The 21,669-nt window shown below is 61.1% G+C and carries 19 protein-coding genes; 9 read left to right on the top strand and 10 right to left on the bottom strand.

Annotated elements, in window-relative coordinates:
- The first annotated feature begins 129 nt into the window (after nucleotides 1–129).
- Complete coding sequence (locus tag G9Q84_RS01195) at nucleotides 130–1,548, top strand: amino acid permease (protein WP_032891858.1); 1,419 nt, start codon at nucleotides 130–132, stop codon at nucleotides 1,546–1,548.
- A gap of 46 nt (nucleotides 1,549–1,594) precedes the next feature.
- On the opposite strand, the gene G9Q84_RS01190 is transcribed toward G9Q84_RS01195, so the two are convergent.
- The 8 genes from G9Q84_RS01190 to G9Q84_RS01155 all read right to left on the bottom strand — a co-directional run bounded on the left by G9Q84_RS01190 (nucleotide 1,595) and on the right by G9Q84_RS01155 (nucleotide 13,269).
- Nucleotides 1,595–2,725 carry an OpgC family protein gene (locus tag G9Q84_RS01190; RefSeq protein WP_181642762.1) on the bottom strand — a complete coding sequence of 377 codons (1,131 nt, stop codon included), beginning with the start codon at nucleotides 2,723–2,725 and terminating at the stop codon, nucleotides 1,595–1,597.
- A 282-nt stretch (nucleotides 2,726–3,007) separates the two neighbouring features.
- A complete protein-coding gene (locus G9Q84_RS01185) occupies nucleotides 3,008–3,292 on the bottom strand; it encodes a putative quinol monooxygenase (RefSeq protein ID WP_099601205.1) in 285 nt (94 codons plus the stop codon).
- An 11-nt stretch (nucleotides 3,293–3,303) separates the two neighbouring features.
- The gene (locus tag G9Q84_RS01180; RefSeq protein WP_181642761.1) at nucleotides 3,304–4,923 is read right to left on the bottom strand and encodes an FMN-binding glutamate synthase family protein; all 1,620 of its coding nucleotides are present in this window, start codon (nucleotides 4,921–4,923) and stop codon (nucleotides 3,304–3,306) included.
- Between the two features lie 81 nt (nucleotides 4,924–5,004).
- The gene (locus G9Q84_RS01175; RefSeq protein WP_181642760.1) at nucleotides 5,005–7,269 is read right to left on the bottom strand and encodes a glycoside hydrolase family 3 N-terminal domain-containing protein; all 2,265 of its coding nucleotides are present in this window, start codon (nucleotides 7,267–7,269) and stop codon (nucleotides 5,005–5,007) included.
- Nucleotides 7,266–8,897 (bottom strand): OpgD/OpgG family glucan biosynthesis protein, encoded by a 1,632-nt coding sequence (locus tag G9Q84_RS01170; RefSeq protein ID WP_181642759.1) that lies wholly within the window; start codon nucleotides 8,895–8,897, stop codon nucleotides 7,266–7,268. The genes G9Q84_RS01175 and G9Q84_RS01170 overlap by 4 nt, the downstream gene beginning before the upstream one ends.
- A 232-nt stretch (nucleotides 8,898–9,129) precedes the next feature.
- The gene (locus G9Q84_RS01165; RefSeq protein ID WP_181642758.1) at nucleotides 9,130–10,524 is read right to left on the bottom strand and encodes an ATP-binding protein; all 1,395 of its coding nucleotides are present in this window, start codon (nucleotides 10,522–10,524) and stop codon (nucleotides 9,130–9,132) included.
- Nucleotides 10,521–12,335 carry a DAHL domain-containing protein gene (locus tag G9Q84_RS01160; RefSeq protein WP_181642757.1) on the bottom strand — a complete coding sequence of 605 codons (1,815 nt, stop codon included), beginning with the start codon at nucleotides 12,333–12,335 and terminating at the stop codon, nucleotides 10,521–10,523. The genes G9Q84_RS01165 and G9Q84_RS01160 overlap by 4 nt, the downstream gene beginning before the upstream one ends.
- Nucleotides 12,336–12,345: 10 nt before the next feature.
- Entirely contained in the window at nucleotides 12,346–13,269 is a 924-nt protein-coding gene (locus G9Q84_RS01155) for a cytochrome-c peroxidase (RefSeq protein ID WP_371260767.1), read from the bottom strand.
- A gap of 380 nt (nucleotides 13,270–13,649) precedes the next feature.
- Here G9Q84_RS01155 and nosR point away from each other — a divergent pair, with 380 nt between their 5' ends.
- From nosR to G9Q84_RS01140, 3 genes are read left to right on the top strand one after another with little or no spacing between them, the layout of a single operon-like run.
- Complete coding sequence (gene nosR / locus G9Q84_RS01150; RefSeq protein ID WP_032891839.1) at nucleotides 13,650–14,966, top strand: response regulator c-di-GMP phosphodiesterase, NosR family; 1,317 nt, start codon at nucleotides 13,650–13,652, stop codon at nucleotides 14,964–14,966.
- 31 nt (nucleotides 14,967–14,997) lie between these two features.
- Entirely contained in the window at nucleotides 14,998–15,411 is a 414-nt protein-coding gene (locus G9Q84_RS01145) for an NUDIX hydrolase (protein WP_122680296.1), read from the top strand.
- A gap of 24 nt (nucleotides 15,412–15,435) precedes the next feature.
- Nucleotides 15,436–15,942: a GNAT family N-acetyltransferase gene (locus tag G9Q84_RS01140; RefSeq protein WP_032891836.1), complete on the top strand. Its 507-nt coding sequence runs from the start codon at nucleotides 15,436–15,438 to the stop codon at nucleotides 15,940–15,942.
- A 115-nt stretch (nucleotides 15,943–16,057) separates the two neighbouring features.
- On the opposite strand, the gene metR is transcribed toward G9Q84_RS01140, so the two are convergent.
- Nucleotides 16,058–16,975 carry a transcriptional regulator MetR gene (gene metR, locus G9Q84_RS01135; protein ID WP_181642756.1) on the bottom strand — a complete coding sequence of 306 codons (918 nt, stop codon included), beginning with the start codon at nucleotides 16,973–16,975 and terminating at the stop codon, nucleotides 16,058–16,060.
- Between the two features lie 182 nt (nucleotides 16,976–17,157).
- Here metR and G9Q84_RS01130 point away from each other — a divergent pair, with 182 nt between their 5' ends.
- From G9Q84_RS01130 to G9Q84_RS01110, 5 genes are all read left to right on the top strand, one after another.
- Entirely contained in the window at nucleotides 17,158–18,177 is a 1,020-nt protein-coding gene (locus G9Q84_RS01130; protein WP_032891831.1) for an alpha/beta fold hydrolase, read from the top strand.
- Nucleotides 18,178–18,231: 54 nt separating this feature from the next.
- Complete coding sequence (locus tag G9Q84_RS01125; protein ID WP_032891830.1) at nucleotides 18,232–18,885, top strand: DsbA family oxidoreductase; 654 nt, start codon at nucleotides 18,232–18,234, stop codon at nucleotides 18,883–18,885.
- A 180-nt stretch (nucleotides 18,886–19,065) separates the two neighbouring features.
- On the top strand, nucleotides 19,066–19,986 hold the full coding sequence (locus G9Q84_RS01120; RefSeq protein WP_181642755.1) for an arginase family protein: 921 nt from the start codon (nucleotides 19,066–19,068) through the stop codon (nucleotides 19,984–19,986).
- Nucleotides 19,983–20,363 carry a DMT family transporter gene (locus G9Q84_RS01115; protein ID WP_181642754.1) on the top strand — a complete coding sequence of 127 codons (381 nt, stop codon included), beginning with the start codon at nucleotides 19,983–19,985 and terminating at the stop codon, nucleotides 20,361–20,363. Before G9Q84_RS01120 ends, G9Q84_RS01115 begins: the two co-directional genes overlap by 4 nt.
- Complete coding sequence (locus G9Q84_RS01110; protein WP_032891827.1) at nucleotides 20,360–20,752, top strand: DMT family transporter; 393 nt, start codon at nucleotides 20,360–20,362, stop codon at nucleotides 20,750–20,752. Before G9Q84_RS01115 ends, G9Q84_RS01110 begins: the two co-directional genes overlap by 4 nt.
- A 52-nt stretch (nucleotides 20,753–20,804) precedes the next feature.
- On the opposite strand, the gene G9Q84_RS01105 is transcribed toward G9Q84_RS01110, so the two are convergent.
- Nucleotides 20,805–21,560 carry a MipA/OmpV family protein gene (locus G9Q84_RS01105; RefSeq protein ID WP_032891826.1) on the bottom strand — a complete coding sequence of 252 codons (756 nt, stop codon included), beginning with the start codon at nucleotides 21,558–21,560 and terminating at the stop codon, nucleotides 20,805–20,807.
- Nucleotides 21,561–21,669: the final 109 nt, after the last annotated feature.

The following is a 21,669-nucleotide window of genomic DNA, read 5'->3' as shown; positions in this document are numbered from 1 at the left end:
CCCCCCGATCTGGCCCCGCCGGACCGGTTTGCCCACAAGGTGAACCGGCGATGGCATGTCACGGCAGACCCGCCGCGACGTGCTGGACTCGGAGGCTCATATCCAATAACAAGACGAGGTTGTATTCCTATGCCAGTCGGCAACCACCTGCCCCATGGCGAGACCGCTTCGGGCGGCCCGCTCAAACGCGAACTGGGTGAGCGGCATATCCGCCTGATGGCGCTCGGCGCCTGTATCGGTGTCGGCCTGTTCCTCGGCTCGGCCAAGGCCATCGAAATGGCCGGCCCGGCCATCATGCTCTCCTACATCATCGGCGGCCTGGCCATCCTGGTGATCATGCGCGCCCTCGGCGAAATGGCCGTGCATAACCCGGTGGCCGGCTCGTTCAGTCGTTATGCCCAGGATTATCTCGGCCCGTTGGCGGGCTTTCTGACCGGCTGGAATTATTGGTTCCTGTGGCTGGTGACCTGTGTGGCCGAGATCACCGCCGTGGCGGTGTACATGGGCGTGTGGTTCCCCGACACCCCGCGCTGGATCTGGGCCCTGGCGGCGCTGATCAGCATGGGCACCATCAACCTGATCGCGGTAAAAGCCTTTGGTGAGTTCGAGTTCTGGTTCGCGCTGATCAAGATCGTCACCATCATTGCCATGGTGATCGGCGGCGTCGGCATCATCGCCTTCGGCTTTGGCAACGACGGCGTGGCGCTGGGGATTTCGAACCTGTGGGCCCATGGCGGCTTCATGCCCAATGGCGTGCAGGGTGTGCTGATGTCGCTGCAGATGGTGATGTTCGCCTACCTCGGCGTGGAGATGATCGGCCTCACCGCCGGTGAAGCGCGCAACCCGCAGAAGACTATTCCGAGCGCAATCGGGTCGGTGTTCTGGCGCATCCTGTTGTTCTACGTGGGCGCGTTGTTCGTGATCCTGTCGATCTACCCGTGGAATGAAATCGGCACCCAGGGCAGCCCGTTCGTGATGACCTTCGAGCGTCTGGGCATCAAGACCGCAGCGGGCATCATCAACTTCGTGGTGATCACGGCGGCGCTGTCGTCGTGCAACGGCGGCATCTTCAGCACCGGGCGCATGCTCTACAGCCTGGCGCAGAACGGCCAGGCGCCGGCCGCGTTCGCCACCACGTCGAGCAACGGCGTGCCGCGCAAAGCCTTGCTGCTGTCGATCTTCGCCTTGCTGCTCGGCGTGCTGCTCAACTACCTGGTGCCGGAGAAAGTTTTCGTCTGGGTCACGTCCATCGCCACCTTCGGCGCAATCTGGACCTGGGTGATGATCCTGTTGGCCCAGCTCAAGTTTCGCAAGAGCCTGAGCCCGGCCGAGCAGAAAGCCCTGAAGTACCGCATGTGGCTGTACCCGGTCAGTTCGTACCTGGCGCTGGCATTTCTGGTGCTGGTGGTGGGCCTGATGGCGTACTTCCCGGACACCCGCATCGCGCTGTACGTCGGTCCGGTGTTCCTGGTGCTGCTGACCGTGTTGTTCTACGTGTTCAAGCTGCAACCGAACACCGCCAACGCGGCGCCAGTGCACTCCGCCTGACGCCTGACGCCTGGCAAGGCCCGCTGCGTGCGGCGGGCCTTACCTTTCAGCTGGCCTGTGTGACCAGCTTGTGCGACTGATCCAGGCGCTTGTTGAATTCCAGCCACAACCCCATCATCACCATCAATGAAGCGCCGACCAGCGCTGTCAGCAGTTGCATCAGCAGCGCATCGCCAGCCATCGCATTGACCATGTCGGCCAACGGTGCCAGCACGACGCCCAGGCAAAACACTTCCAGTGAATAACGGCCCATGCGGCAGGTGTGCTGCGCCAGCCAGTTGTCGGTCCAGCCGCGTCCGGGCAACAGCTTGGCGGTGACATACGCCAGTGCGAGGAAGTGCAGCAGGCGCAGCGGCGACAGGTCGGTCTTGCTGATTGGGTAGATCAGATCGCTGACCGCCGATGGCATCCACGTATCGTGCACTTCGGGCCAGCGCCACGACAGTGTCAGCACCGCTGCAGCCAGGGTGTAGATCGCCGCCGCCATGAACAACGGCTGCCGGCGCAGTGGCCGCAGTTCGGCCGGGCGCTCGCGGCTGGCATGAATCGCCGCCGCGCCACCGAGGATGAACAGAAACTGCCAGGTCACCGGGTTGAAGTACCACACGCCGTCGGCAATCGCCCGCAGGTTCCAGCCCATCCACGGCGCCAGCAGGTACACCGTCATCGACGCGCCCACCACCAGCCAGGTCTTGCGCAGCAACAGCGGCAACACCAGCGGCAAACCACCGAGCAGCACGATATACAACGGCAGCGGGTCCATCAGGTTGGGCTTGAAGCGCAGCAGAAGTTCATCGGTCAGCGCCTGCTGCGGGTGGGTGACGAAGTGCGTCAGGCCCATCTCCTCGACGAGGTCGCGGGTTTCCACATGGCTGTTGGCGAAGAACACGATGCCCATCAGCATCGCCAGCAAGAAGATGTGCACCACGTACAACACCCAGGTACGGCGCAGGATCTTCAGCGTGGCGAACCAATAGCCGTCACGCTGCAGGATCTTGCCGTAGGCCAGCACAGCGGCGTAGCCGGCGAGGAACACGAAGACTTCGGCCGCATCGCTGAAACCGAAATTGCGTAGGGTGATCTGGCCGAGGGGATTGTGGGGAACGTGATCCCAAAAAATGAAGATCAACGCCAGGCCCCGAAAAAAATCGATGCGCGGGTCGCGTCCGTTCAGCATGGCAGCGGGCTCTTTGACGAAAGGTTTAGTAATGACAGGCGCAGGCGCGAATTGTCGTACGCCGCAGGTCGGGCGGGCGCAGGTTGGCGGTATTTCCAAGCAATTGCAAAGGCTGGATATTACTGAATGTCTCTAGACGTCAATGATCTCTGACGTGCCCTGGGTATCGGGGAGTACGGCATGAGAGGAGGCTGCTTTAACAAGGTACAACTGAACCGTCTCTCCGGGGATTTCGTTAACAACGATGCCCTCGGTGGTCCGGTTCAGTCTGGAAAGGCTGGGTCAGAACGCATCCATCAACAGCACTTTGCATGGCTTGGCCTGGTGCTCGTTTATCTGCGGCACCAGCCGGGTAAAGTGTTCGGTCTGGCAATGCGTGTCGAGCGCGGCCTGGTCGGGCCATTGCTCAATGAAAATGAAGTGCCCGGGGTCGTCCTGATCGACAAACAGGTCGTAGGCGATGCACAGCGGTTCCTGGCGGGTTTTTTCCACCAGTTCGGCGTACCAGGGACGTACCGTGTCGAGGTGTTCGGGCTTGATGAAATCTTCAGCGATGACCTTCAGCATGGTTAGCGTCCTTAAGCCGCGGCTACGTCGTGGGGCTCAAAACTGTCCGCACGCGCCATCTGCCACATCCGCGAATAGAATTCGCCGTTCACCTCGCCGGTGAGCAACTCGCCGGGCTTGAGGAACACATGCAACTGCGAGAACAACTTGATCTCGGTCGCCGACATGCGCCGCACCAGGTGCTTGGCCGACAGTTGCGACGGATGATCCAGGCCTGCCGCCGCGAGCATCTCGGCCAGGGCCTTGAGCGTGTTGCGGTGGAAGTTGAACACACGCTGGGCCTTGTCCGGCACCACCAGGGCGCGCTGGCGCAGCGGGTCTTGGGTGGCGACGCCGGTGGGGCATTTGTTGGTGTGACAGCTTTGCGATTGGATGCAGCCGATGGCGAACATGAAGCCGCGCGCCGAGTTGGCCCAGTCGGCGCCGATGGCCAGGACGCTGGCGATGTCGAAGGCGCTGACGATCTTGCCGCTGGCGCCGAGCTTGATCTTGTCGCGCAGGTTCAGGCCCACCAGGGTGTTGTGCACAAACAACAGGCCTTCACGCAGCGGCACGCCGATATGGTCGGTGAACTCCACGGGCGCCGCGCCGGTGCCGCCTTCTTTGCCGTCTACCACGATAAAGTCCGGAAGGATGCCGGTTTCGAGCATGGCCTTGGCGATGCCCATGAATTCCCACGGGTGGCCCAGGCAGAACTTGAAACCTACCGGCTTGCCGCCGGACAGCTCGCGCAGTTGGGCGATGAATTGCATCAGTTCGATGGGCGTGGAGAACGCACTGTGGCGCGACGGCGAGATGCAGTCTTCGCCCATCAGGATGCCACGGGTCTCGGCGATTTCTTTAGTCACCTTATGCTTGGGCAAGATCCCGCCATGGCCGGGTTTTGCGCCCTGGCTCATCTTGATTTCGATCATGCGCACCTGTGGGTTCTGCGCCTGCACGGCAAAGCGCTCCGGGTCGAAGCGGCCGTCGCTGGTGCGGCAGCCGAAGTAACCGCTGCCCAGTTCCCAGGTCAGGTCACCGCCGTTTTCGCGGTGATAGGGGCTGATGCTGCCTTCGCCAGTGTCATGGGCGAAGTTGCCCAGCTTGGCGCCCTGGTTGAGCGCGCGGATGGCGTTGGCACTCAATGAACCAAAGCTCATCGCCGATATGTTGAACACTGACGCCGAGTACGGCTGTGTGCACTGCGGACCGCCGACCATCACGCGAAAGGCGCTGGGGTCACTCAACGGCGAGGGGCGCATGGAGTGGCCGATAAATTCGAAGCCCGCCTGATACACGTCAATCAGGGTGCCGAAGGGCTTGTCGGCGGTTTCGTTCTTGGCCCGCGAGTAAACCAGTGAGCGTTGCGAACGCGAGAAGGGCAGGGCGTCGCTGTCGGACTCCAGCAGGTACTGGCGGATTTCCGGGCGGATGGCTTCTACCAGGTAACGGATATTGCCCAGGATCGGGTAGTTGCGGCGCACCGCGTGGGGACTTTGCAACAGGTCGAAGATACCGATCAGGCTCAACACGCCGGTGACCAGGGTGATGGGCCACAGCCATTCGTGTTGGATAAAGGGAAGGCTGGCGAGGGTGAAAATGACGCACACGGCAAAGAAGGCGTAACGGCTTAGCAAGGACAGGCTCATACGGTTTCCTTGGGTTCGGACTCTCAGGTCGATCCGGCATTCTGCGCCAGTAAGGAAAGCCCGGACAACCCACCGTGGTATTCAGCGAGCGCGTGTGGGGGGCTCGGATGGGCCTGAGGCAGAGAGTTCACGGCTGTCCGTGACCTCGAACCGAGCCTGATGGGTGGTGGTCGAATCGCCGCCGACGAAGACGGTAAAAGTGCCGGCCTCTATTACCGGCGAAAAATGTTGATTGAGCAGTGCGAAGTCCTGTGGGCCAAGATTGAAGTTCACGCTGCGCGTCTCACCGGGCGCCAGGTGGATTTTGCGAAAGCCGCGCAGTTGGCGGACCGGGCGAGTGACGCTGGCGACGTCGTCGCGCAGGTACAGCTGGACGATTTCATCACCGGCGCGCTGCCCGGTATTGGTGACGTTCACGTGTACCGTCAGGGACTCGGTGGACGCTAGCCGCTCGGCGCTGATCCGAGGCGTGTCATAGCTGAACGAGGTATAGCTGAGGCCGAAACCGAAGGGATACAGCGGCGTCCAGAGTTCATCGATGTAGCCGGACTCATAACCGCCGGCACCGGTGGGCGGGCGGCCGGTGTTTTTGTGCGCGTAGTAGAGGGGGATCTGCCCCACGTTACGGGGGACGGTGATCGGCAGTTTGCCGCTGGGGTTGATGTCACCGAACAGAACATCGGCCACCGCGTTGCCCATTTCACTGCCCAGGAACCAGGTTTCCAAAAGTGCCGGCGCCTCGCGCACGGTCTTCGAGAACACGAGCGGGCGGCCATTCATCAGCACGATGACCACGGGCTTGCCGGTGTCCAACAGGGCACGCAACAACGTGTCCTGGGCACCCGGCAGGCCCAAGTCCGTGCGACTGCGAGCTTCACCGCTCTGATCGGCGCGCTCACCGAGCACCGCGATCACCACCTCGGCATCGCGGGCGGCCTGCAGGACTTCTGCCAGGTCATCAACCGCGTTGCTGATGGGCGATGCACCGCCCAGGTAAACCACCTCGGTGTCGGGGGCGACGGCATGGCGTATGCCCTGCAAGACCGTGATCGAATCTTCAGGATGAGCCGCCAAGGCCCAGGGGCCGATCGTGGCTTCGGCATCCGTGGCCAGGCTGCCGACCACCAGTACGTTGCGCAGGTGCTTGGACAGGGGCAGCAGTGCGTCGTTGTTTTTCAGCAGCACAATGGATTTCTGCGCAGCCTCCCGGGCCAGGGCACGGTGCTGCGGTGTCAGGGTATTGGCTCGCTGCCGCGCCTCATTGCTGTAGCGGTAAGGGTCATCGAACAGGCCCAAGCGTTGTTTAGTCTGGAGGACGCGGCGCACCGCAGCATCCACGGCGGCCATGGGGATCTGGCCAGTGCGCACCAGTGTCGGCAGGTATCGGCGGTACATCTGGCTGGCCATGTCGACGTCCACGCCGGCGGTGAGTGCCAGCCGCGCCGTGTCGGCCGGAATATCCGCTACGCCGTGCTGACTCAACTCCCAGATCGCGTTGAAGTCACTGACAATCAGGCCGGTGAATCGCCATTGATTGCGCAGCACCCCGGTCAATAACGCGGTGTTGCTGTGCAGGGGTGTCCCGGCTATTTCGTTGAACGAGGGCATGATTGCATCAACGCCCGCCGCGACGGCCGCCCGGAAAGGCGGTAAGTGCACTTCCTGCAAGGTGCGTTCCGACACGTCGGCGACGTTATAGTCCCGCCCACCCTCGGCCGCGCCGTAGGTGACGAAGTGTTTCGCGGTCGTCAGCATGAACGAGCTGTCGTGCGGCCCCGCACCGTGGAACCCCTTTACCTTGGCACTGGCCAGCGCTGCGCCCAAAAACGGATCTTCGCCGGTACTTTCCACCACACGGCCCCAGCGCGGGTCGCGGGCGATGTCGACCATGGGCGCGAACGTCCAGTGCACGCCGCTGGCCGTCGCTTCAATGGCAGCCGCGCGAGCGGTGCGCTGCGCCAGGTCGGGGTCCCAGGCCGAGGCTTCCGCCAACGGCACGGGAAATACGGTTCGAAAGCCGTGAATCACATCGAATGCAAACAGCAGCGGTATGTGCAGGCGCGAGTGGGTGATGACGTGTTTCTGCAGCGCGAGAGTCTGCTCGAAACCGTACGCGCCAAGGATCGAGCCGACCATGCTCTCGGGCAGATGCGACAGTGTGCCTTGGTCGATGACAGGGCCGGTCGGTGTGTCCTGAATGCCGAGCTGGCTGAGTTGGCCGATTTTTTCTTCGAGCGTCATCTGTTGCAGCAAGCCTTCCACCCATTCCTGCTCATTGGCCTGCAGGGCCGCGGTGGTGACACTGAGCGTCAGGTAGAGCAGCGTCAATTGACGAAAGCGCTTCATTGCCGGTTGCCGGTGTCAGCCATTGAAGCGACTCCGATTGCCGTCGAATCCGAGTTGAAGGGGTGGTACTGATACAGCCAAGTCTCTGACAGCGGCTGACCGTCCAGGCGCAGGAACAGGCGCAGCTCCACCGGTTCCTTGCCGTCGACGGCTAAATCGAACTGTGCTCGCCAATGACCGACGACGCCGTCCGGCACGGCTTCGGTGAATACAAGTCCAAGCTCGCCTCGGGAGCAACTGATCACGGCCTCGGGCTTGACGCCCGGTGCAAGTTTTTCCAACGGCGCGCCTTGAAATTCGACGACAAATTTACGCACTCCCGCGGGACGTGTCTGCCCGGGTTGGCCGCCTTTGCCCAGACGCGTGGCCAAGCACACCGCCAATGGCGAAGCGTAAGGCTCCTGGGCCAGCCAGTGCAGGCGATAACGTAGCGTATAGCGATTGCCCGCTTCGGCGGGGGCCGAGGGCACCCACATGGCGACGATGTTGTCGTGGATCTCATCGTCAGTGCCATTTTCCATCAGTTGTACGCTGCCTTCGCCCCAGTCGCCCAACGGCTCGACCCATAGGCTGGGGCGGCGCTGATAATTCACGCCATCGAGGTAGTGGTCAAAATTGCGGTCACGTTGTAAGAGGCCGAAGCCCTTCGGTTGATGGTCGCTGAACGCCGAAACCACAGTGCGCGGCGGGTTGTTCAGGGGGCGCCAGATGCGCTCGCCGTTGCCGGTCCAGAGCGCCAGTCCGTCGCTGTCGTGGACTTCGGGGCGCCAATCGGCGGCGGTTCGCTTGGCGGTTTCACTGAACCAGAACATCGAAGTCAGCGGTGCAATGCCCAGCCGGCGGACGCTCTTGCGCAGGAAGAACGTACAGTCGACGTCCATGATCACGCCCTGCGTGCGGTCGATCACGAAACGGTAGGCGCCGCAGATACTGGGCCCGTCGAGCCGCGCATAGAGGGTCATGGACGTGGCGTGCAGGTCCTTCGGCGGTTCGAACCAGATGTGGGTGAAGGCGGGAAATTCTTCGGCCTTGCCGGCCTCAGCCACGTCCAGGGCAATCGCCCGTGCCGACAGACCGTACTGGTACAACTCGCCGATAGCCCGGAAGTACGATGCGCCAAGAAAGGCCACCCAGTCGTTCTGTTGCCACGGGAGTTTGGTCTGGTTGCCCAGACGGCTTTCCTGGATGCGAAAACCGGCGAATCCACTGTTACGGGGCAAGGCGTGGGCCGGGCTGTCGCCGGGCATGTCGAAGTTCGCCGGGTCGTAAACGATCTCGCGGGCGACGCCGTTGTCCAGCGCATACACCCTCACCGGTGTGCGAAAAAATGATCCCAGATGGAAGAAGGTCACGGGAAACTGCCCCGGCCCCTTGGCAAACAGAGCTAACTCGGGTTTGAAGCGGATCTGGCCGTGGGCGGCGTAGTCGAGTTTCGTCAACAGCGCGTCCGAGTCCGTGTTGGGATAACGGTAGGGTTTCAAGGCATCGACTTGTGCCTGTTCGATCAAGCCCTCGAAGGAAAAGGGGCCGGCCTGCTCGGCACTGTCGGCAGCCAGGGCGCCCTTGCCCAGATGCGTGAGCAGGGCGGTCAGCGAAGCGTACGCCAGGAACTCGCGACGTGTGGACATGGTGACCATTCCTTGGACGAAGAGGAGCCATCTTCACGATCAACACGCCGCCGGCCTGCAACCGTGTTGCTTGCCAGGAGTTTCGAGGGGGGGAAGGTGCCTGTCTACTGTCAGAAATAACAGGTCCCAGAGGCAGCTGATGAGCAGGGCAGGCGCGCGGCGCTTGTCATCGGCGCTTATTCAATAGGTCCTCGTTTGGGGCGAGTCCGGAAAAAACGAGACGTGAGGCTGATTACGGTGGCGTGTCCCACGCCACCGTCTGCCGAATCGGCAACACCACGCGAAACGTCGTGCCCTTACCCAGCTCGCTGCTGACGGAAATATCACCACGGTGTTTCTTGACGATGCCGTAGGAGAGCGACAATCCCAAGCCCGTCCCTTCGCCCACCGGCTTGGTGGTGAAGAACGGATCGAAGATCTTTTGCAGCGCATGCGGGGGAATTCCACAGCCGTTGTCAGCCACTTCCAGCCAGATGTTTTCGCCCTCCACGCCGTTGCTGATGGTTATGGTGCCGCGCTCCGGCCCCATGGCTTGTGCGGCGTTGATCACCAGGTTCATCACCACCTGATTGAGCTGCGAAGCCAGGCATTCGATGTCCGGCAGCGGCGCGTAATGCTTCACCACATCGGCCTTGTACTTGAGTTCACTGGCGACGATGTTCAGCGTCGAGTCGATGCCTTGTTGCAGATTGGCAAATTGCCAAGTCTGATCGTTGTCCACCCGCGAGAAGTTCTTCAGGTCTTTGACGATCTGGGCCACACGACCTATGCCCTCCTTGGATTCGCGGATCAGGAGTGGAATGTCTTCCTTGAGAAAATCCAGCTCCAGCTCGTTGCGCAAGGCCTTCAGTTGATCGCGTTGTTCACCCGGTGCGAGGCTTTCCTCGGCCTGGCGGTAAGCGTCCAGCATCTGTTGCAGCTGGTTGAAGTAGGTGTCGAGGCTGCTGAGGTTGGACGAGATAAACCCCACCGGGTTGTTGATCTCATGGGCCACACCCGCCGCCAGTTGCCCCAGGGACGCGAGTTTTTCCGACTGCACCAGCTGGCTTTCTAGCTGCTTGCGCTCGTCGATTTCCAGTTGCAGCGCTTGGGTGCGTTGCTCCACCAATTGCTCCAAGTGGATGGTTTTCACCGAGGCGCGCCGGGCCATGTCCCATTTGTTAGCCAGGGTGTTGGCCATCTGCTGGACTTCGATATTGTCGAAAGGCTTTTTCAGGATCAGCAAGCGATCGTGGCCATGCAGGCGATACAGCAGGTCATCCCAGGAATAATCCGAATACGCGGTGCACACCACCACCTGCAGGCCGGGGTCGATTTTCCACAACTCCTCGATGGTTTTGGCCCCGTCCCACCCCTGAGGCATGCGCATGTCCACAAACGCCAGCGCGTAGGGTCGTTGCTCTGTCATCGCGGTGATGAGCAGTTGCAGGCCTTCTTCGCCGCCGTAGGCCGAGTGCAGCTCGAAGGTTTGCACCGTGGGTTTGCTGGTGTCGCCAAACAGCGCCGACTCCATCTCATCCAGCGCCTCGTTCGACTCGACAGCGGGCATCAGGATCTTGCGAAAGTCGTCGTGAATCGAGGGGGTATCGTCGATCAGCAAAATACGCCGGTTAGGGGGCTGGTTCATGGCGGGCTTCCGGCAACGGTGAGAGGGATTTTCAAGGTGAACACCGCGCCCAGGCCCGGCCCGTCGCTGTGGGCGCTGAGCTGGCCGTTCATTTCCACTGCGGCCAGGGCGCAGCTGTGCAGGCCGAAGCCGTGGCCTTCCTTGCGGGTGGTGAAACCGTGGGTGAATATCCGGGTCATGTTTTCGGCGGGGATGCCTTCGCCCTCGTCCTTCACGCTTATCTGCAAGGTGCTGTCCTCCAGTTGTTGCACCGCCAGGGTCATCTGTCGTGGCCGGTCGGTGAGGTTGGACATGGCGTGCTTGGCGTTGCTGATCAGGTTGACCATGATCAACAGCAACCGGTGTTTGTCCGCCATGATCTCCGGTACCCGCCCATATTCCTTGACCACCGTGACGTTGTGGCGGCTAAGCGAACCGGCGTTCATGCGCAAGGCGTCCTCCATCAAATCGCTGATGTGCACCGGTTCCATCAGCGTGGACACGCCGGCATAGGATTGCTGGGTGGAGACGATGTCCTTGATGTGATCGACGCTTTTGCTCAGTTGCGCCAGCTCATCGGTCATGGCCTGTTGTTCGACGGCAATGGCGTCCACCAGTTGGTTCAGGTAGCCCGGCAGCAGCTTGCCTTTTTCATCCAAGGTCAGGAAGGCGCCGAGGTCTGCCTGGTGCTCGTTGATCAGTTGCATGGCCTTGCCCAGGCCCAACGCCTTGCTGCTGCGCAGTTTGCGTGTGACCAGCTCGGCGGAGATATTCACGCTGTTGAGCACGTTGCCAACGTTATGCAGCACGTTGGTGGCGATCTCCGCCATGCCAGCCTGGCGCGCGCTGTCCAGCAGTTCGCTCTGCGCATCCTTGAGCTGCTGGGTGCGGCGTTCCACCCGTTGTTCCAGGGTTTCGTTGGCGGCCTGCAACGCTCGGTTGACTCGATTGATCTCGGCAAAACTACGCAACAGGCGCACGGCCAGGTAGAGCAGCAGCACCACCAGTAACGTCGAGAAAACCAACAGGTAGCGGTGATATTGATGGTCGATCAGGTCAGATGCTTGCTGGTCCTGATCGAGGTGGGTGGTCAAGTCGTCCAGACGCTCGGCCACGGGTATGGAGGCAATGTGTTCGAGCAGGCTGTTGACCACCGGCTGCTCACGCAGAATCAGCGAAATGTGGTTGCTGAGGATGTCTATCGGGCCCTGGAACTCAGCGGGCAGGCTCTCCTTGTTGATTGCCAGCTTGCCCAACCCCACCAGAATATCTGCGGCGCGATCGTCGCTGGTGACCTGGGCGAATTCGAGGCTACTGAGCAACAGGTCGTAAATGTCCGTGGCCACATCCTGCAGTTGCAGGCGGCCTTCATTGTCAATGCGATTGAACTGGGCCTGGATGTCGTCCTCGGCTGTTGGCAAAAACGCCAGGGAATTGCGCAGCACCGCGTTGTGGGACTTGAACTGGTCGACCAGCCTGGCTTTTTCCTGGATCGCCGCCTGATAAGCCTCCTGGCTGGTTTGCCAGCGACTCAGGTCTTGCGGATCGTGGTAGGTATCGCGGGTATTGAGTTCGGCCCAGAGCCGGGTCATTTCCGTGAGTGGGGTGACCAGCGGATCGTAGTTGTGAGTGATCGCGATCCGCGCCTTAAGCACTTCGCTGTCCCATTGGGCGTTGAGCTGCTGCAACTGGCGGATCAGATCCCGCGATTGGGTGTAGCCGGCGGTCTGGTCGCGTGAGGATTTGAGGTACAAAAACACCAGCGTAGAGGCCAGCAACAGGGTGATCAGGCCAAGCAACACTTGGCTGGTGCGACGGCGGGAGGGGGTCATGACGGTATGCTCATAGGGGCTTGCCTGCCCATTCGCCGGTCAGGGTCTTGAGAAACTGGATAATCAGGTCTTTGTCTTCCTGGGAAGGGTTGCGCCCCAACTGGTACTTGAACATCACATCCACCGCCGCTTCCAGGGTCTTGGCCGAGGCATCGTGGAAGTACGGCGCGGTGACGGCCACGTTGCGCAGGCTGGGCACCTTGAACACGTGGCGATCTTCTTCGTCCAGGGTCAGCAGGTAGCGCCCCAGGTCGGACTCCACCGGGTTGCCGCGCGCCTTGAAGTAATCACCCATCACGCCGAACTTCTGGAACATATTGCCGCCGATATTCACGCCCTGGTGACAAGCGATGCAGCCGTAATCCTTGAAACGCTGGTAGCCGTATTTTTCCTCGATCGTGAGAATCTCCGTGTTGCCCAGCAGGTACTGATCGAACCGCGAGTTAGGGGTGAGCAGCGTGCGTTCATAGGTGGCCAGGGCGTTTTGCACATTGTCGACGGTGACGCCGTCGGGGTACGCCTGCTTGAAGGCGCTCTGGTAGGCGGGCACGTCTGACAGTTTCTGCACCACGGTTTTCCAGTCGCTGCCCATCTCCACGGGGCTGATGACCACTTGTTCGACCTGCGCTTGCAACGTGTCTACGCGGCCATTCCAGAACTGCTTGAAGTTCAGGCTGGCGTTCAAGACCGAGGGGGTATTGATTTGCACCGGTTTGCCGTCGAAACCTATTGAGAACGGCTTGTCGTCAGCGCCGCCGGAGGCCAGTCGGTGACAGCTGGCACAAGACAGGGTGTTATTCACCGACAGGCGCGGTTCGTTGAACAGTTGCCGACCCAGCTCGACTTTGGCTGAGTCCAGTACTGGAACCGTCGGCAAAGGTTTGAGTGCCTCATCCAGCGGCGCGGCCATCAGTGACACACTGAGTCCCATCATAAGGACCAGGCCGAAACCGTGAGTTGCGACGTCGCTCAAGCGAGCACTCCTTGCATCGTGTGGACTATTGATAGGTTATCGGCATGGCGCAGCCCAACTGCAGCCATTGGGCAAAATCCTTTGTCGACGCGGCCTTGCTGAATAGAAAACCCTGGCTCTTTTCGCTCTCCCGGGTTTTGAGGAGGGCCGGTTGCCCGGCAACGTGCTGTTGGGCAACCTGGCGCGGCGGGGCACTGACCTGATGTCACAGCTTAGTCGAGCTCCCTTGAATTCGGCGGCCAGTTGGCGTCAAATCAAGCCCGCGCCTTGGGCGAGGGAACACGGCTTAGTACCAGGGTTCAATTCAGCTCCATTCAGTTCAATGTGAAGGCGCAGTAGGCATGGATGAACAACTTGCGACGAAACCCACTATTTTGCTGGTCGACGATGAAGAGTCGATCCTCAACAGCTTGCGCCGCCTGTTGCGCGGCCAACCCTTCGATGTAGTGCTCGCGGGCAGCGGCGCGCAGGCCCTGGAGATCATGGCCGCCCAACCCATTGACCTGGTGATGAGCGATGCGCGCATGCCGGGCATGGACGGCGCACAATTGCTGGCCGAGGTTCATCGCCTTTATCCCGCTACCAGTCGCATTCTGCTCAGCGGCTACGCCGACCTGCCGACCATCATCAAGGCGATCAACGAAGGCCAGATCCACCGCTATATCGGCAAACCCTGGAACGACGACGAACTAAAGCTGATCTTGCAGCAGGCTCTGGAGCATCAGCGCCTGGAGCGCTTGACCCAGGAGCAGAACGAGCAGCTCAAGGCGCTCAACAACACGCTGGAAAAACGGGTGGCAGCGCGCACGTCCGAGTTGCAGCAAACCGCCGATATGCTCGATCTGGCCTATGACGAGCTCAAGCGCAGCTATGTGACCGGCACCGAAGTGTTTTCGTTGTTGGCCAACCTGCGTCTACCCAAGGACAAACAGACCAACCGCGCGCTGATCGAACTGGTGCGCGTGTACTGCACCGCCCAGTCCATAGACGACGCCAGCGCCCGTGACTTGGCCATGGCAGCTGCGTTGTACAACATCGGCAAGCTGAGCTGGAGCGACAGCATGTTGATCGAACCGGCCGACAAGCTGCACAGCACCGATCGCGAACGGTACCGCGGTTATCCGACCCAGAGCGAATCGCTGTTGATGACACTGGAGCCGATGAAGGATGCGGCGCGGATGATTCGTCACCATCAGGAGCGCTGGGACGGCAGTGGTTTTCCCGACCACCTCAAGGGCGATGCGATTCCGTTCGGTTCGCGCCTGCTGAAGCTGGCGGTGGACTTTATCGAACTGCAGAAGGGTCTGATCCTTGAGCGGCATCTGAACAGCGATGAAGCGCTGTTATATATCCGCAAATACGCCGGGCGCCTCTACGATCCAGAGCTGATCGAGGACTTCGTCCAGGCTTGCGCGGCATTTCTCAGTGATGTGACCCTGGGCGACCCGACCGTCAAAGTGTTGAGCACCCGGGAACTGGCCGATGGCATGGTCCTGGCGCGCAACCTCAATGCCGACAACGGGATGTTGCTGCTCAACGCCGGCAAGGTGCTGAACCTGCCGTTGGTGGACAAGCTGATTGCGTTCGAAGCGATGGAAGGCGCCAAGTACAGCGTGTTTATCAAGAAGCCGGACGACACCGAAGCAGTGCTCCAATAATGTTTATTTTTGAATTCAAGGTGTTCAATTCATGCCTACCACTATCCGTATCGCCGCCGCCCTGCTGATCGGCGCTGACGGCCGAACCCTGCTGGTGCGCAAGCGCGGCACCCAGGCCTTTATGCAACCCGGTGGCAAGATCGACGCCGGTGAACAACCTGCCGAGGCCCTGGCCCGTGAGTTGTACGAAGAGCTGAACCTGCACATCAAACCCAGCGACGCGGTCTACCTGGGTAACTTCTCGGCCCCTGCGGTCAATGAGCCCGGATTTACCGTGCAAGCTCAATTGTTCCAAGTGCAGATCGATGCGCAGGTCAGTCCGGCTGCTGAAATCGAAGAGGTTCGCTGGATCGACCCTGCCGGTGATGGCGGCCTGGTGCTGGCGCCCTTGACCCGTGACCAGATCCTGCCGTTCTATCGCTCATCGCTGGCCATTACTGCCTGACGCTCAGGCGCAAAGGACTCAAACGTGATCATCCGTACGCTGGGCGGCAACGACGCCGAGGCTTATCGAGCGTTGATGCTGGAGGCGTATGGCGCTTATCCCCAGGCATTCACCTCCAGTGTGGCCGAGCGCGCAGCGATGCCGTTGAGCTGGTGGGAAAAGCGTCTGGACGGGCGCCAGGATCGTTTGCTCGGCGCGTATTCAGGGGATGAACTGGCTGGCATCGTCGGCCTGGCGTTCGAGCTTCGGGAGAAGGCGCGGCACAAAGTGACCTTGTTTGGGATGTACGTGACCGAGGCTTATCAGCAGAAGGGCTTGGGCCGACGGTTGGTGGAAGCGGCGCTGGATGAAGCGCGCCAACATCCGCGCCTCAAAGTCATCCAACTGACCGTCACCGCCGGCAATGATGCAGCGTTTGCGCTGTACCGACGTTGCGGATTTATCCAGTACGGCCTGGAGCCGCTGGCGGTGCGGGTGGGCGTGGATTACTTCGATAAAATCCACATGTGGCGCGAACTCAAGGCTGACTGAGATCCAATGAGGGAGGGTGCTAGCCCCCCGATAGCAGAGTGTCAGCAAACAGAAATGTTGAATGTGCAATCGCCATCGGGGGCAAGCCCCCTCCCACAGTTGGAACTGTGTGGTTTCAACGCACCGCGCTGACTCCGTCCAAAGTGGAAAACGACGTGTCCTTGGCCGTCAGCAAAAAGTCGCGCATATACGGCGCATCCAGCATGTCCGCACGAATCCCCGCATACAGCGTCGCAAACAAACCTTTCTCACCCAGACGCTTGGCCTTTACGTAGCCACGCGAGCTGTATTCATGCAGCGCCCAATGGGGCATGCCGCACACGCCACGGCCGCTGGCGACCAGTTGCATCATCATCACCGTCAGTTCCGAGGTTCGCACCTGGGTCGGCTCGATGTCGGCGGGCTCCAGGAAGCGGGTGAAGATGTCTAGACGATCGCGCTCCACCGGGTAGGTGATCAAGGTTTCGGGAAGCAAGTCTTCGGGCACGATGAACGACTTGCTCGCCAGCGCGTGCTGGTTGGCCACCGCGAGCATGGCTTCGTAAGTGAACAGCGGCACATAGGTGATGCCCGGCAGTTCCAGCGGGTCGGAGGTCACCACCAGGTCGAGGTCGCCACGGGCGAGGGCCGGCAGCGGCGCGAAGGCGAAGCCTGAAGCCAGGTCCAGTTCGACTTCGGGCCAGGCATCGCGGAACTGGTCGATGGTTGGCATCAGCCACTGGAAGCAACTGTGACACTCGATCGCCATGTGCAGACGCCCGGCGGTGCCGCCGGCCAAACGTGCGATGTCGCGCTCGGCGCCGCGCAGCAAGGGCAGGGTGGCGTCGGCCAGTTGCAGCAGGCGCAGACCGGCGCTGGTGAAGCGCAGCGGTTTGGTCTTGCGCACGAACAGTTGCATGCCCAGGCGTTCTTCCAACTCCTTGAACTGATGGGACAGCGCCGATTGCGTCAGGTGCAGGCGCTCAGCGGCTTCCACCAGGCTGTCGGCTTCGCGCAGGGCGTGCAGGGTCTTGAGGTGACGGATTTCGAGCACGAGCTCTCCATGAAGACAATTTGTGACGAAGTTGAATAGCGTGAGTTTGTCTCATGTTGCAAGGCATGTCGACCACGACCACTGGGCACTCTTCATCAAACTGTCATGGAAGTGTGGCAGCGCGCTTGAACAAACTTCATCAGACTCGCGCTCTACTGGGGTTCTGCGTTTCGGTGTTTTTCATGCGCGTGTTGCTTTTACTGGCCGCCTTATTGTTCGGCCTGCCGTCTTTTGCGGCGTCTCGATGTGATGTCAATGTCCCGACCCAAACGGTCGACCTGGAAAAGGTGAGCATCGCCTACCAGAGTATCGGCCGTGCGTCCGACCCGGCCTTGCTGCTGGTGATGGGCCTGGGCGGGCAGTTGATCCACTGGCCGGACGAAGTGGTGGTTGCCCTCTGCCAACAAGGCTTTCGGGTGATCCGCTATGACAACCGTGATGTCGGCCTGTCCACTTGGCGCGAGGCGCCGGCCAACGCCAATCTCACGTTTGAAGTGCTGCGCTACAAGCTCGGCTTGCCGGTGGCGGCGCCTTACACCCTGACCGATATGGCCGATGATGCGCTCGGGCTGATGAGCGCGTTGCAGATTCAGCAGTTCCACGTCCTCGGCGCGAGCATGGGCGGCATGATCGCCCAGCACTTGGCGGCCATGGCGCCGCAGCGGGTGGAGAGCCTGACCTTGATCATGACCAGCTCTGGCGCTGAAGGCTTGCCGGCACCGAGTGCGGCGCTGGTGCAACTGTTGTCACGGCGCGGCGCGCCCAATCGTGAAGTCGCGTTGGAGCAACAGGCTGACTTGCTGGCCGCGCTGGGCAGTCCGACTATCAAGGATGATCGCCAAGCGTTGCTGCACCAGGCGGCGCTGTCCTACGACCGCGCCTTCAACCCGGAGGGCGTGAAACGCCAGATCATGGCGATTCTCGCTGAGCCGAGTCGCGTGCCGTTGCTCAACCAGTTGCGTGTGCCGACCCTGGTGGTCCACGGCACCGCCGATCCGTTATTGCCGGTGATGCACGGCGTGCACCTGGCGGCGCATATCCAGGGCAGCCAATTGAAACTGATTCCCGGCATGGCCCATCGTTTTCAGGAAGCCTTCAAGGCGCCGCTGCTGACGGCCGTGTTGCCGTACCTGCAAGCTCATCGTGAAGACGCTGCCCATTGGGCGCAGATTGATCAGGCGGCGCCTGCGAAGCTGCTGTGAGGTGGTGTATCGTGCAACCTTTGCGGCGTATGACTGCCAACGAGGTTGCCTACCATGAGTACTCCCCTGAAAATCGATTTCGTCAGCGACGTGTCCTGCCCCTGGTGCATCATCGGCCTGCGCGGCCTGACTGAGGCCCTCGACCAACTGGGCACCGAGGTGCAGGCCGAGATTCATTTCCAACCGTTCGAACTGAACCCGAACATGCCCGCCATGGGTCAGAACATCGTCGAACACATCACTGAAAAATACGGCTCGACCGCCGAAGAGTCCCAGGCCAACCGTGCGCGTATCCGCGACATGGGCGCCGAGTTGGGCTTTGCCTTCCGCACCGATGGCCAGAGCCGTATCTACAACACCTTCGATGCCCACCGCCTGTTGCATTGGGCTGGCCTTGAAGGTTTGCAGTACAACCTCAAGGAAGCGTTGTTCAAGGCCTATTTCACCGATGGCCAAGACCCGTCCGACCACGCCACCCTGGCGATTATTGCTGAGAGCGTCGGCCTGGATATCAAGCGCGCCGCCGAGATTCTCGCCTCCGACGAGTACGCCGCCGAAGTCCGTGAACAAGAGCAGTTGTGGACCTCCCGTGGCGTGACGTCGGTGCCGACCATCGTGTTCAACGACCAGTACGCCGTCAGCGGTGGCCAGCCGGCGGAAGCCTTTGTGGGCGCGATTCGCCAGATCATCAACGAAGCCCGAGCCTGACCGTGTTCCCATGTGGGAGGGGGCTTGCTCCCGATAGCTGAGTGTCAGTCAACACCTGTATTGACTGAACCACTGCTATCGGGAGCAAGCCCCCTCCCACATGAGATTCTGTGTGAATCTGAATATCTCGCTGGCCCGCCCCTTGCATTGACCCCCTAAAGCCATAGGGGAAACATTACCTTGAACATTCTTGACCTCGACCACAGCCTCACCGGTCAGGCACCGATTGCCCGGCGTTTGGCCAGTGGCCGTGCCACGCGCATCGACCTGCTCGACCTGGGCCCGAAGTTGCGCCTGTGGTCCACCGAAAAAACCTGGAAACGCTTCGCCGAACGCCTGGCCCAACGGCCACGGCCCACGGATGCGCGACCGGAAATCCTATTTGTCGGCTCCGGCGATTATCACCACCTCACGCCAGCATTCCTTGCCGATCTCAAAGAACCCATCAGCCTGATCCACTTCGACAACCATCCCGATTGGGTGCGCTTTGCGCCCAAGCGCCACTGCGGTTCGTGGGTCAACAGCGCGCTGAAGATGCCGGCGATCAAACGCATCGTCACCCTCGGCCCGTGCAGCGATGACCTGCACAACCCGCAGCTGCGCGGCGGCAACCTTGGTGCGCTCAAGCGCGGGCATTTGCAGCTGTTCCCGTGGCAACACCCGCCGTCGAAAGTGTGGGGCAGGGTCGGCGATGGCGCCGGTCACCAACAGCAGGAAAACCACCTGCACTGGCGCAACCTTGCTGAGCTGGATTGGGCCGCGTTCCTGGAGCAGATGATCAGCAGCCTGCCCACTGACGCGATCTGGATTACCGTCGACAAAGACGTGCTCGCCAGCGAAGACGCGGCGACTAACTGGGACCAGGGCGGCATGCGCCTGACCCACTTGCTGCAAGCCTTGCGCGCGCTGGCGGCACGCAAGCGAATCATCGGTATCGACGTGTGCGGCGAGTTCGCTACACCGGCCTTCAGCAATGCTTTCAAGCGCTGGGAAGCCAAGTCTGACCAGCCTCCAGCGGAGCGTTGGAGCCCCGAGGATTTGCAGCGCAACGCCGCCACCAATGAGGCCCTGATCGACCTGTTTGAGGAGCTGTTCCCGTGACGTTGACCGTGGTGTTGCTGGTGGCGTTTTCCATCGTGCTCGATGTGATCGGCCAGTTGTGTTTCAAGCTCGGCCTGGACCGTTTGCCGGAGCTGGAAGGTGGCTTTCGCCTGAACGCGTTCTGGGGCCAGGTGTTTAATGCGCCGTTGCTGTGGACGGGGATCGGGGCCTACGTCATTGAGTTTTTTATCTGGCTGGAAGCCTTGTCCCGCGCGCCGTTGAGCCTGTTGTTTCCAGCCGCTGCGCTGGCGTATTGCGGGGTGGTGCTGGCGGGCAAAGTGGTGCTGGGCGAAACCGTCAGCCGCCGCCGTTGGCTGGGCACGCTGGTGATTACCTTGGGGGTGATGTTGGTGGCGATTGCAGGGAGTCAGGCATGAATTCGCACGCGTGGTTGCATGGGCGTTTTGGCACCGTGGTGCTATGGGCCTTACTGATCTGCACCGAGAGCGCCGGGCAGTTATTTACCAAAGTCGCCGGTGACCAGTTGGGGCAAATGGATTTCAACTGGCAGTGGCTGGCCGACGTGGCGCGTAACCCTGGGATCCTCGCAGCGATTGCCTGCTACATCGGCGCGTTTTTCGTGTGGATGCTGATCCTGCGGCGCAGCAGTTTGTCCTTGGCGTTTCCGCTCAGTTCACTGGTGTTTGTGGTGGTGCTACTGGGGTCGTGGCTGGGGCTGGGGGAACATATCAGCCCGCTGCACTGGGTAGGCGTGGCGGTGATTATCGGTGGGATAGCGCTGCTGGCCGAAGGCGAAGAAAACTGAAATGCGGCCCCATGTGGGAGGGGCAAGTCCCTCTCACATGGGGCCGAAGTGATCAATCGAACGTGTAGCTGATCGCCGTCTGTACCTGGCCCTGGTTCACGTCGCCGGTCTGCTTGACGATGCTGCTGTTGGCCGCCGAGCCCACCAGGTGCACCCAACTTGCGCTGGTCAGCAGTGACCAATTGGGCGCAAGGGGGAATTGGAAACTCTGGCTCAGGGTTACGTTCTGGAAGCCGCCACTGGCGTTGTAGGCCTTGAAGCCTGTGGCCGCCGCTTCGTTATCATCCACCCCGAAAAACGTCTGGGTCTGGCGTGCATCGGCGAAATGCGCCACCAGGCCGCTGCTGCCGATGATTCCACCGCCTAGCGGGTAACCGAGCTCACCGCCGACCTTGCCCAGCGCGCCGCTCTGGGAGTGCCCGCCACCGACGGCCTGGCCCAACTGGGCGTAAACCCGCCAGAAGTCAGCCGGCGCGTACTGGATAAAACCCCCGACCTCGGCCATGTCCGACACATTGCGCATCCCCTGCAGCGAACCGTTGGAGGTGCGCCCCTGCAAGTAATTGATATACGGACCGGCACTTAAACCCTGTGTGTTCAGCGCGCTCCATCTCAGCCCGTCGTCGGTGCTCAGGCTCACGTTGCCCCAGTCCAGGTCGAGATAGGGCACGGGCCGGGTTTCGTAGCGGCTGCCGGTCGGATCGTGGGGTTGGTAGCTGACGCCTGCGCCGACGTCACCGCTGATGCCTTCGGCCTGGGCGGCGAGGCTCAGTAAACCGGCGAACGCCGCGCATGTGATCCTCAACATGGTCACAGTTCCTAAGTGAATACACGCGCATGAACGCGCAAACCATCGCCCCCATGCAAGCACTCATCTTGTTTGTAGCAAGCTACAAAAATTGTAGCTCTCACGACAC

The sequence above is a fragment of the Pseudomonas sivasensis genome (assembly GCF_013778505.1).
In the GTDB taxonomy this organism is placed as follows: Bacteria; Pseudomonadota; Gammaproteobacteria; order Pseudomonadales; family Pseudomonadaceae; genus Aquipseudomonas; species Aquipseudomonas sivasensis.
Note: the sequence above shows the minus strand (reverse complement) of the source record. Positions and strands in the feature narration are given on the sequence as shown.

Bases quoted from the DNA above. Each gene is read 5' to 3' on its own strand.
- G9Q84_RS01105 (WP_032891826.1), bottom strand. From the start codon at position 21,560: ATGTTGAGGATCACATGCGCGGCGTTCGCCGGTTTACTGAGCCTCGCC.
- G9Q84_RS01110 (WP_032891827.1), top strand. From the start codon at position 20,360: ATGAATTCGCACGCGTGGTTGCATGGGCGTTTTGGCACCGTGGTGCTA.
- G9Q84_RS01170 (WP_181642759.1), bottom strand. From the start codon at position 8,897: ATGTCCACACGTCGCGAGTTCCTGGCGTACGCTTCGCTGACCGCCCTG.
- G9Q84_RS01185 (WP_099601205.1), bottom strand. From the start codon at position 3,292: ATGCTGAAGGTCATCGCTGAAGATTTCATCAAGCCCGAACACCTCGAC.
- G9Q84_RS01190 (WP_181642762.1), bottom strand. From the start codon at position 2,725: ATGCTGAACGGACGCGACCCGCGCATCGATTTTTTTCGGGGCCTGGCG.
- G9Q84_RS01160 (WP_181642757.1), bottom strand. From the start codon at position 12,335: ATGACCCCCTCCCGCCGTCGCACCAGCCAAGTGTTGCTTGGCCTGATC.
- G9Q84_RS01155 (WP_371260767.1), bottom strand. From the start codon at position 13,269: ATGATGGGACTCAGTGTGTCACTGATGGCCGCGCCGCTGGATGAGGCA.
- G9Q84_RS01180 (WP_181642761.1), bottom strand. From the start codon at position 4,923: ATGAGCCTGTCCTTGCTAAGCCGTTACGCCTTCTTTGCCGTGTGCGTC.
- G9Q84_RS01165 (WP_181642758.1), bottom strand. From the start codon at position 10,524: ATGAACCAGCCCCCTAACCGGCGTATTTTGCTGATCGACGATACCCCC.
- G9Q84_RS01125 (WP_032891830.1), top strand. From the start codon at position 18,232: ATGAGTACTCCCCTGAAAATCGATTTCGTCAGCGACGTGTCCTGCCCC.
- G9Q84_RS01145 (WP_122680296.1), top strand. From the start codon at position 14,998: ATGCCTACCACTATCCGTATCGCCGCCGCCCTGCTGATCGGCGCTGAC.
- nosR (WP_032891839.1), top strand. From the start codon at position 13,650: ATGGATGAACAACTTGCGACGAAACCCACTATTTTGCTGGTCGACGAT.
- G9Q84_RS01130 (WP_032891831.1), top strand. From the start codon at position 17,158: ATGCGCGTGTTGCTTTTACTGGCCGCCTTATTGTTCGGCCTGCCGTCT.
- G9Q84_RS01175 (WP_181642760.1), bottom strand. From the start codon at position 7,269: ATGAAGCGCTTTCGTCAATTGACGCTGCTCTACCTGACGCTCAGTGTC.
- G9Q84_RS01195 (WP_032891858.1), top strand. From the start codon at position 130: ATGCCAGTCGGCAACCACCTGCCCCATGGCGAGACCGCTTCGGGCGGC.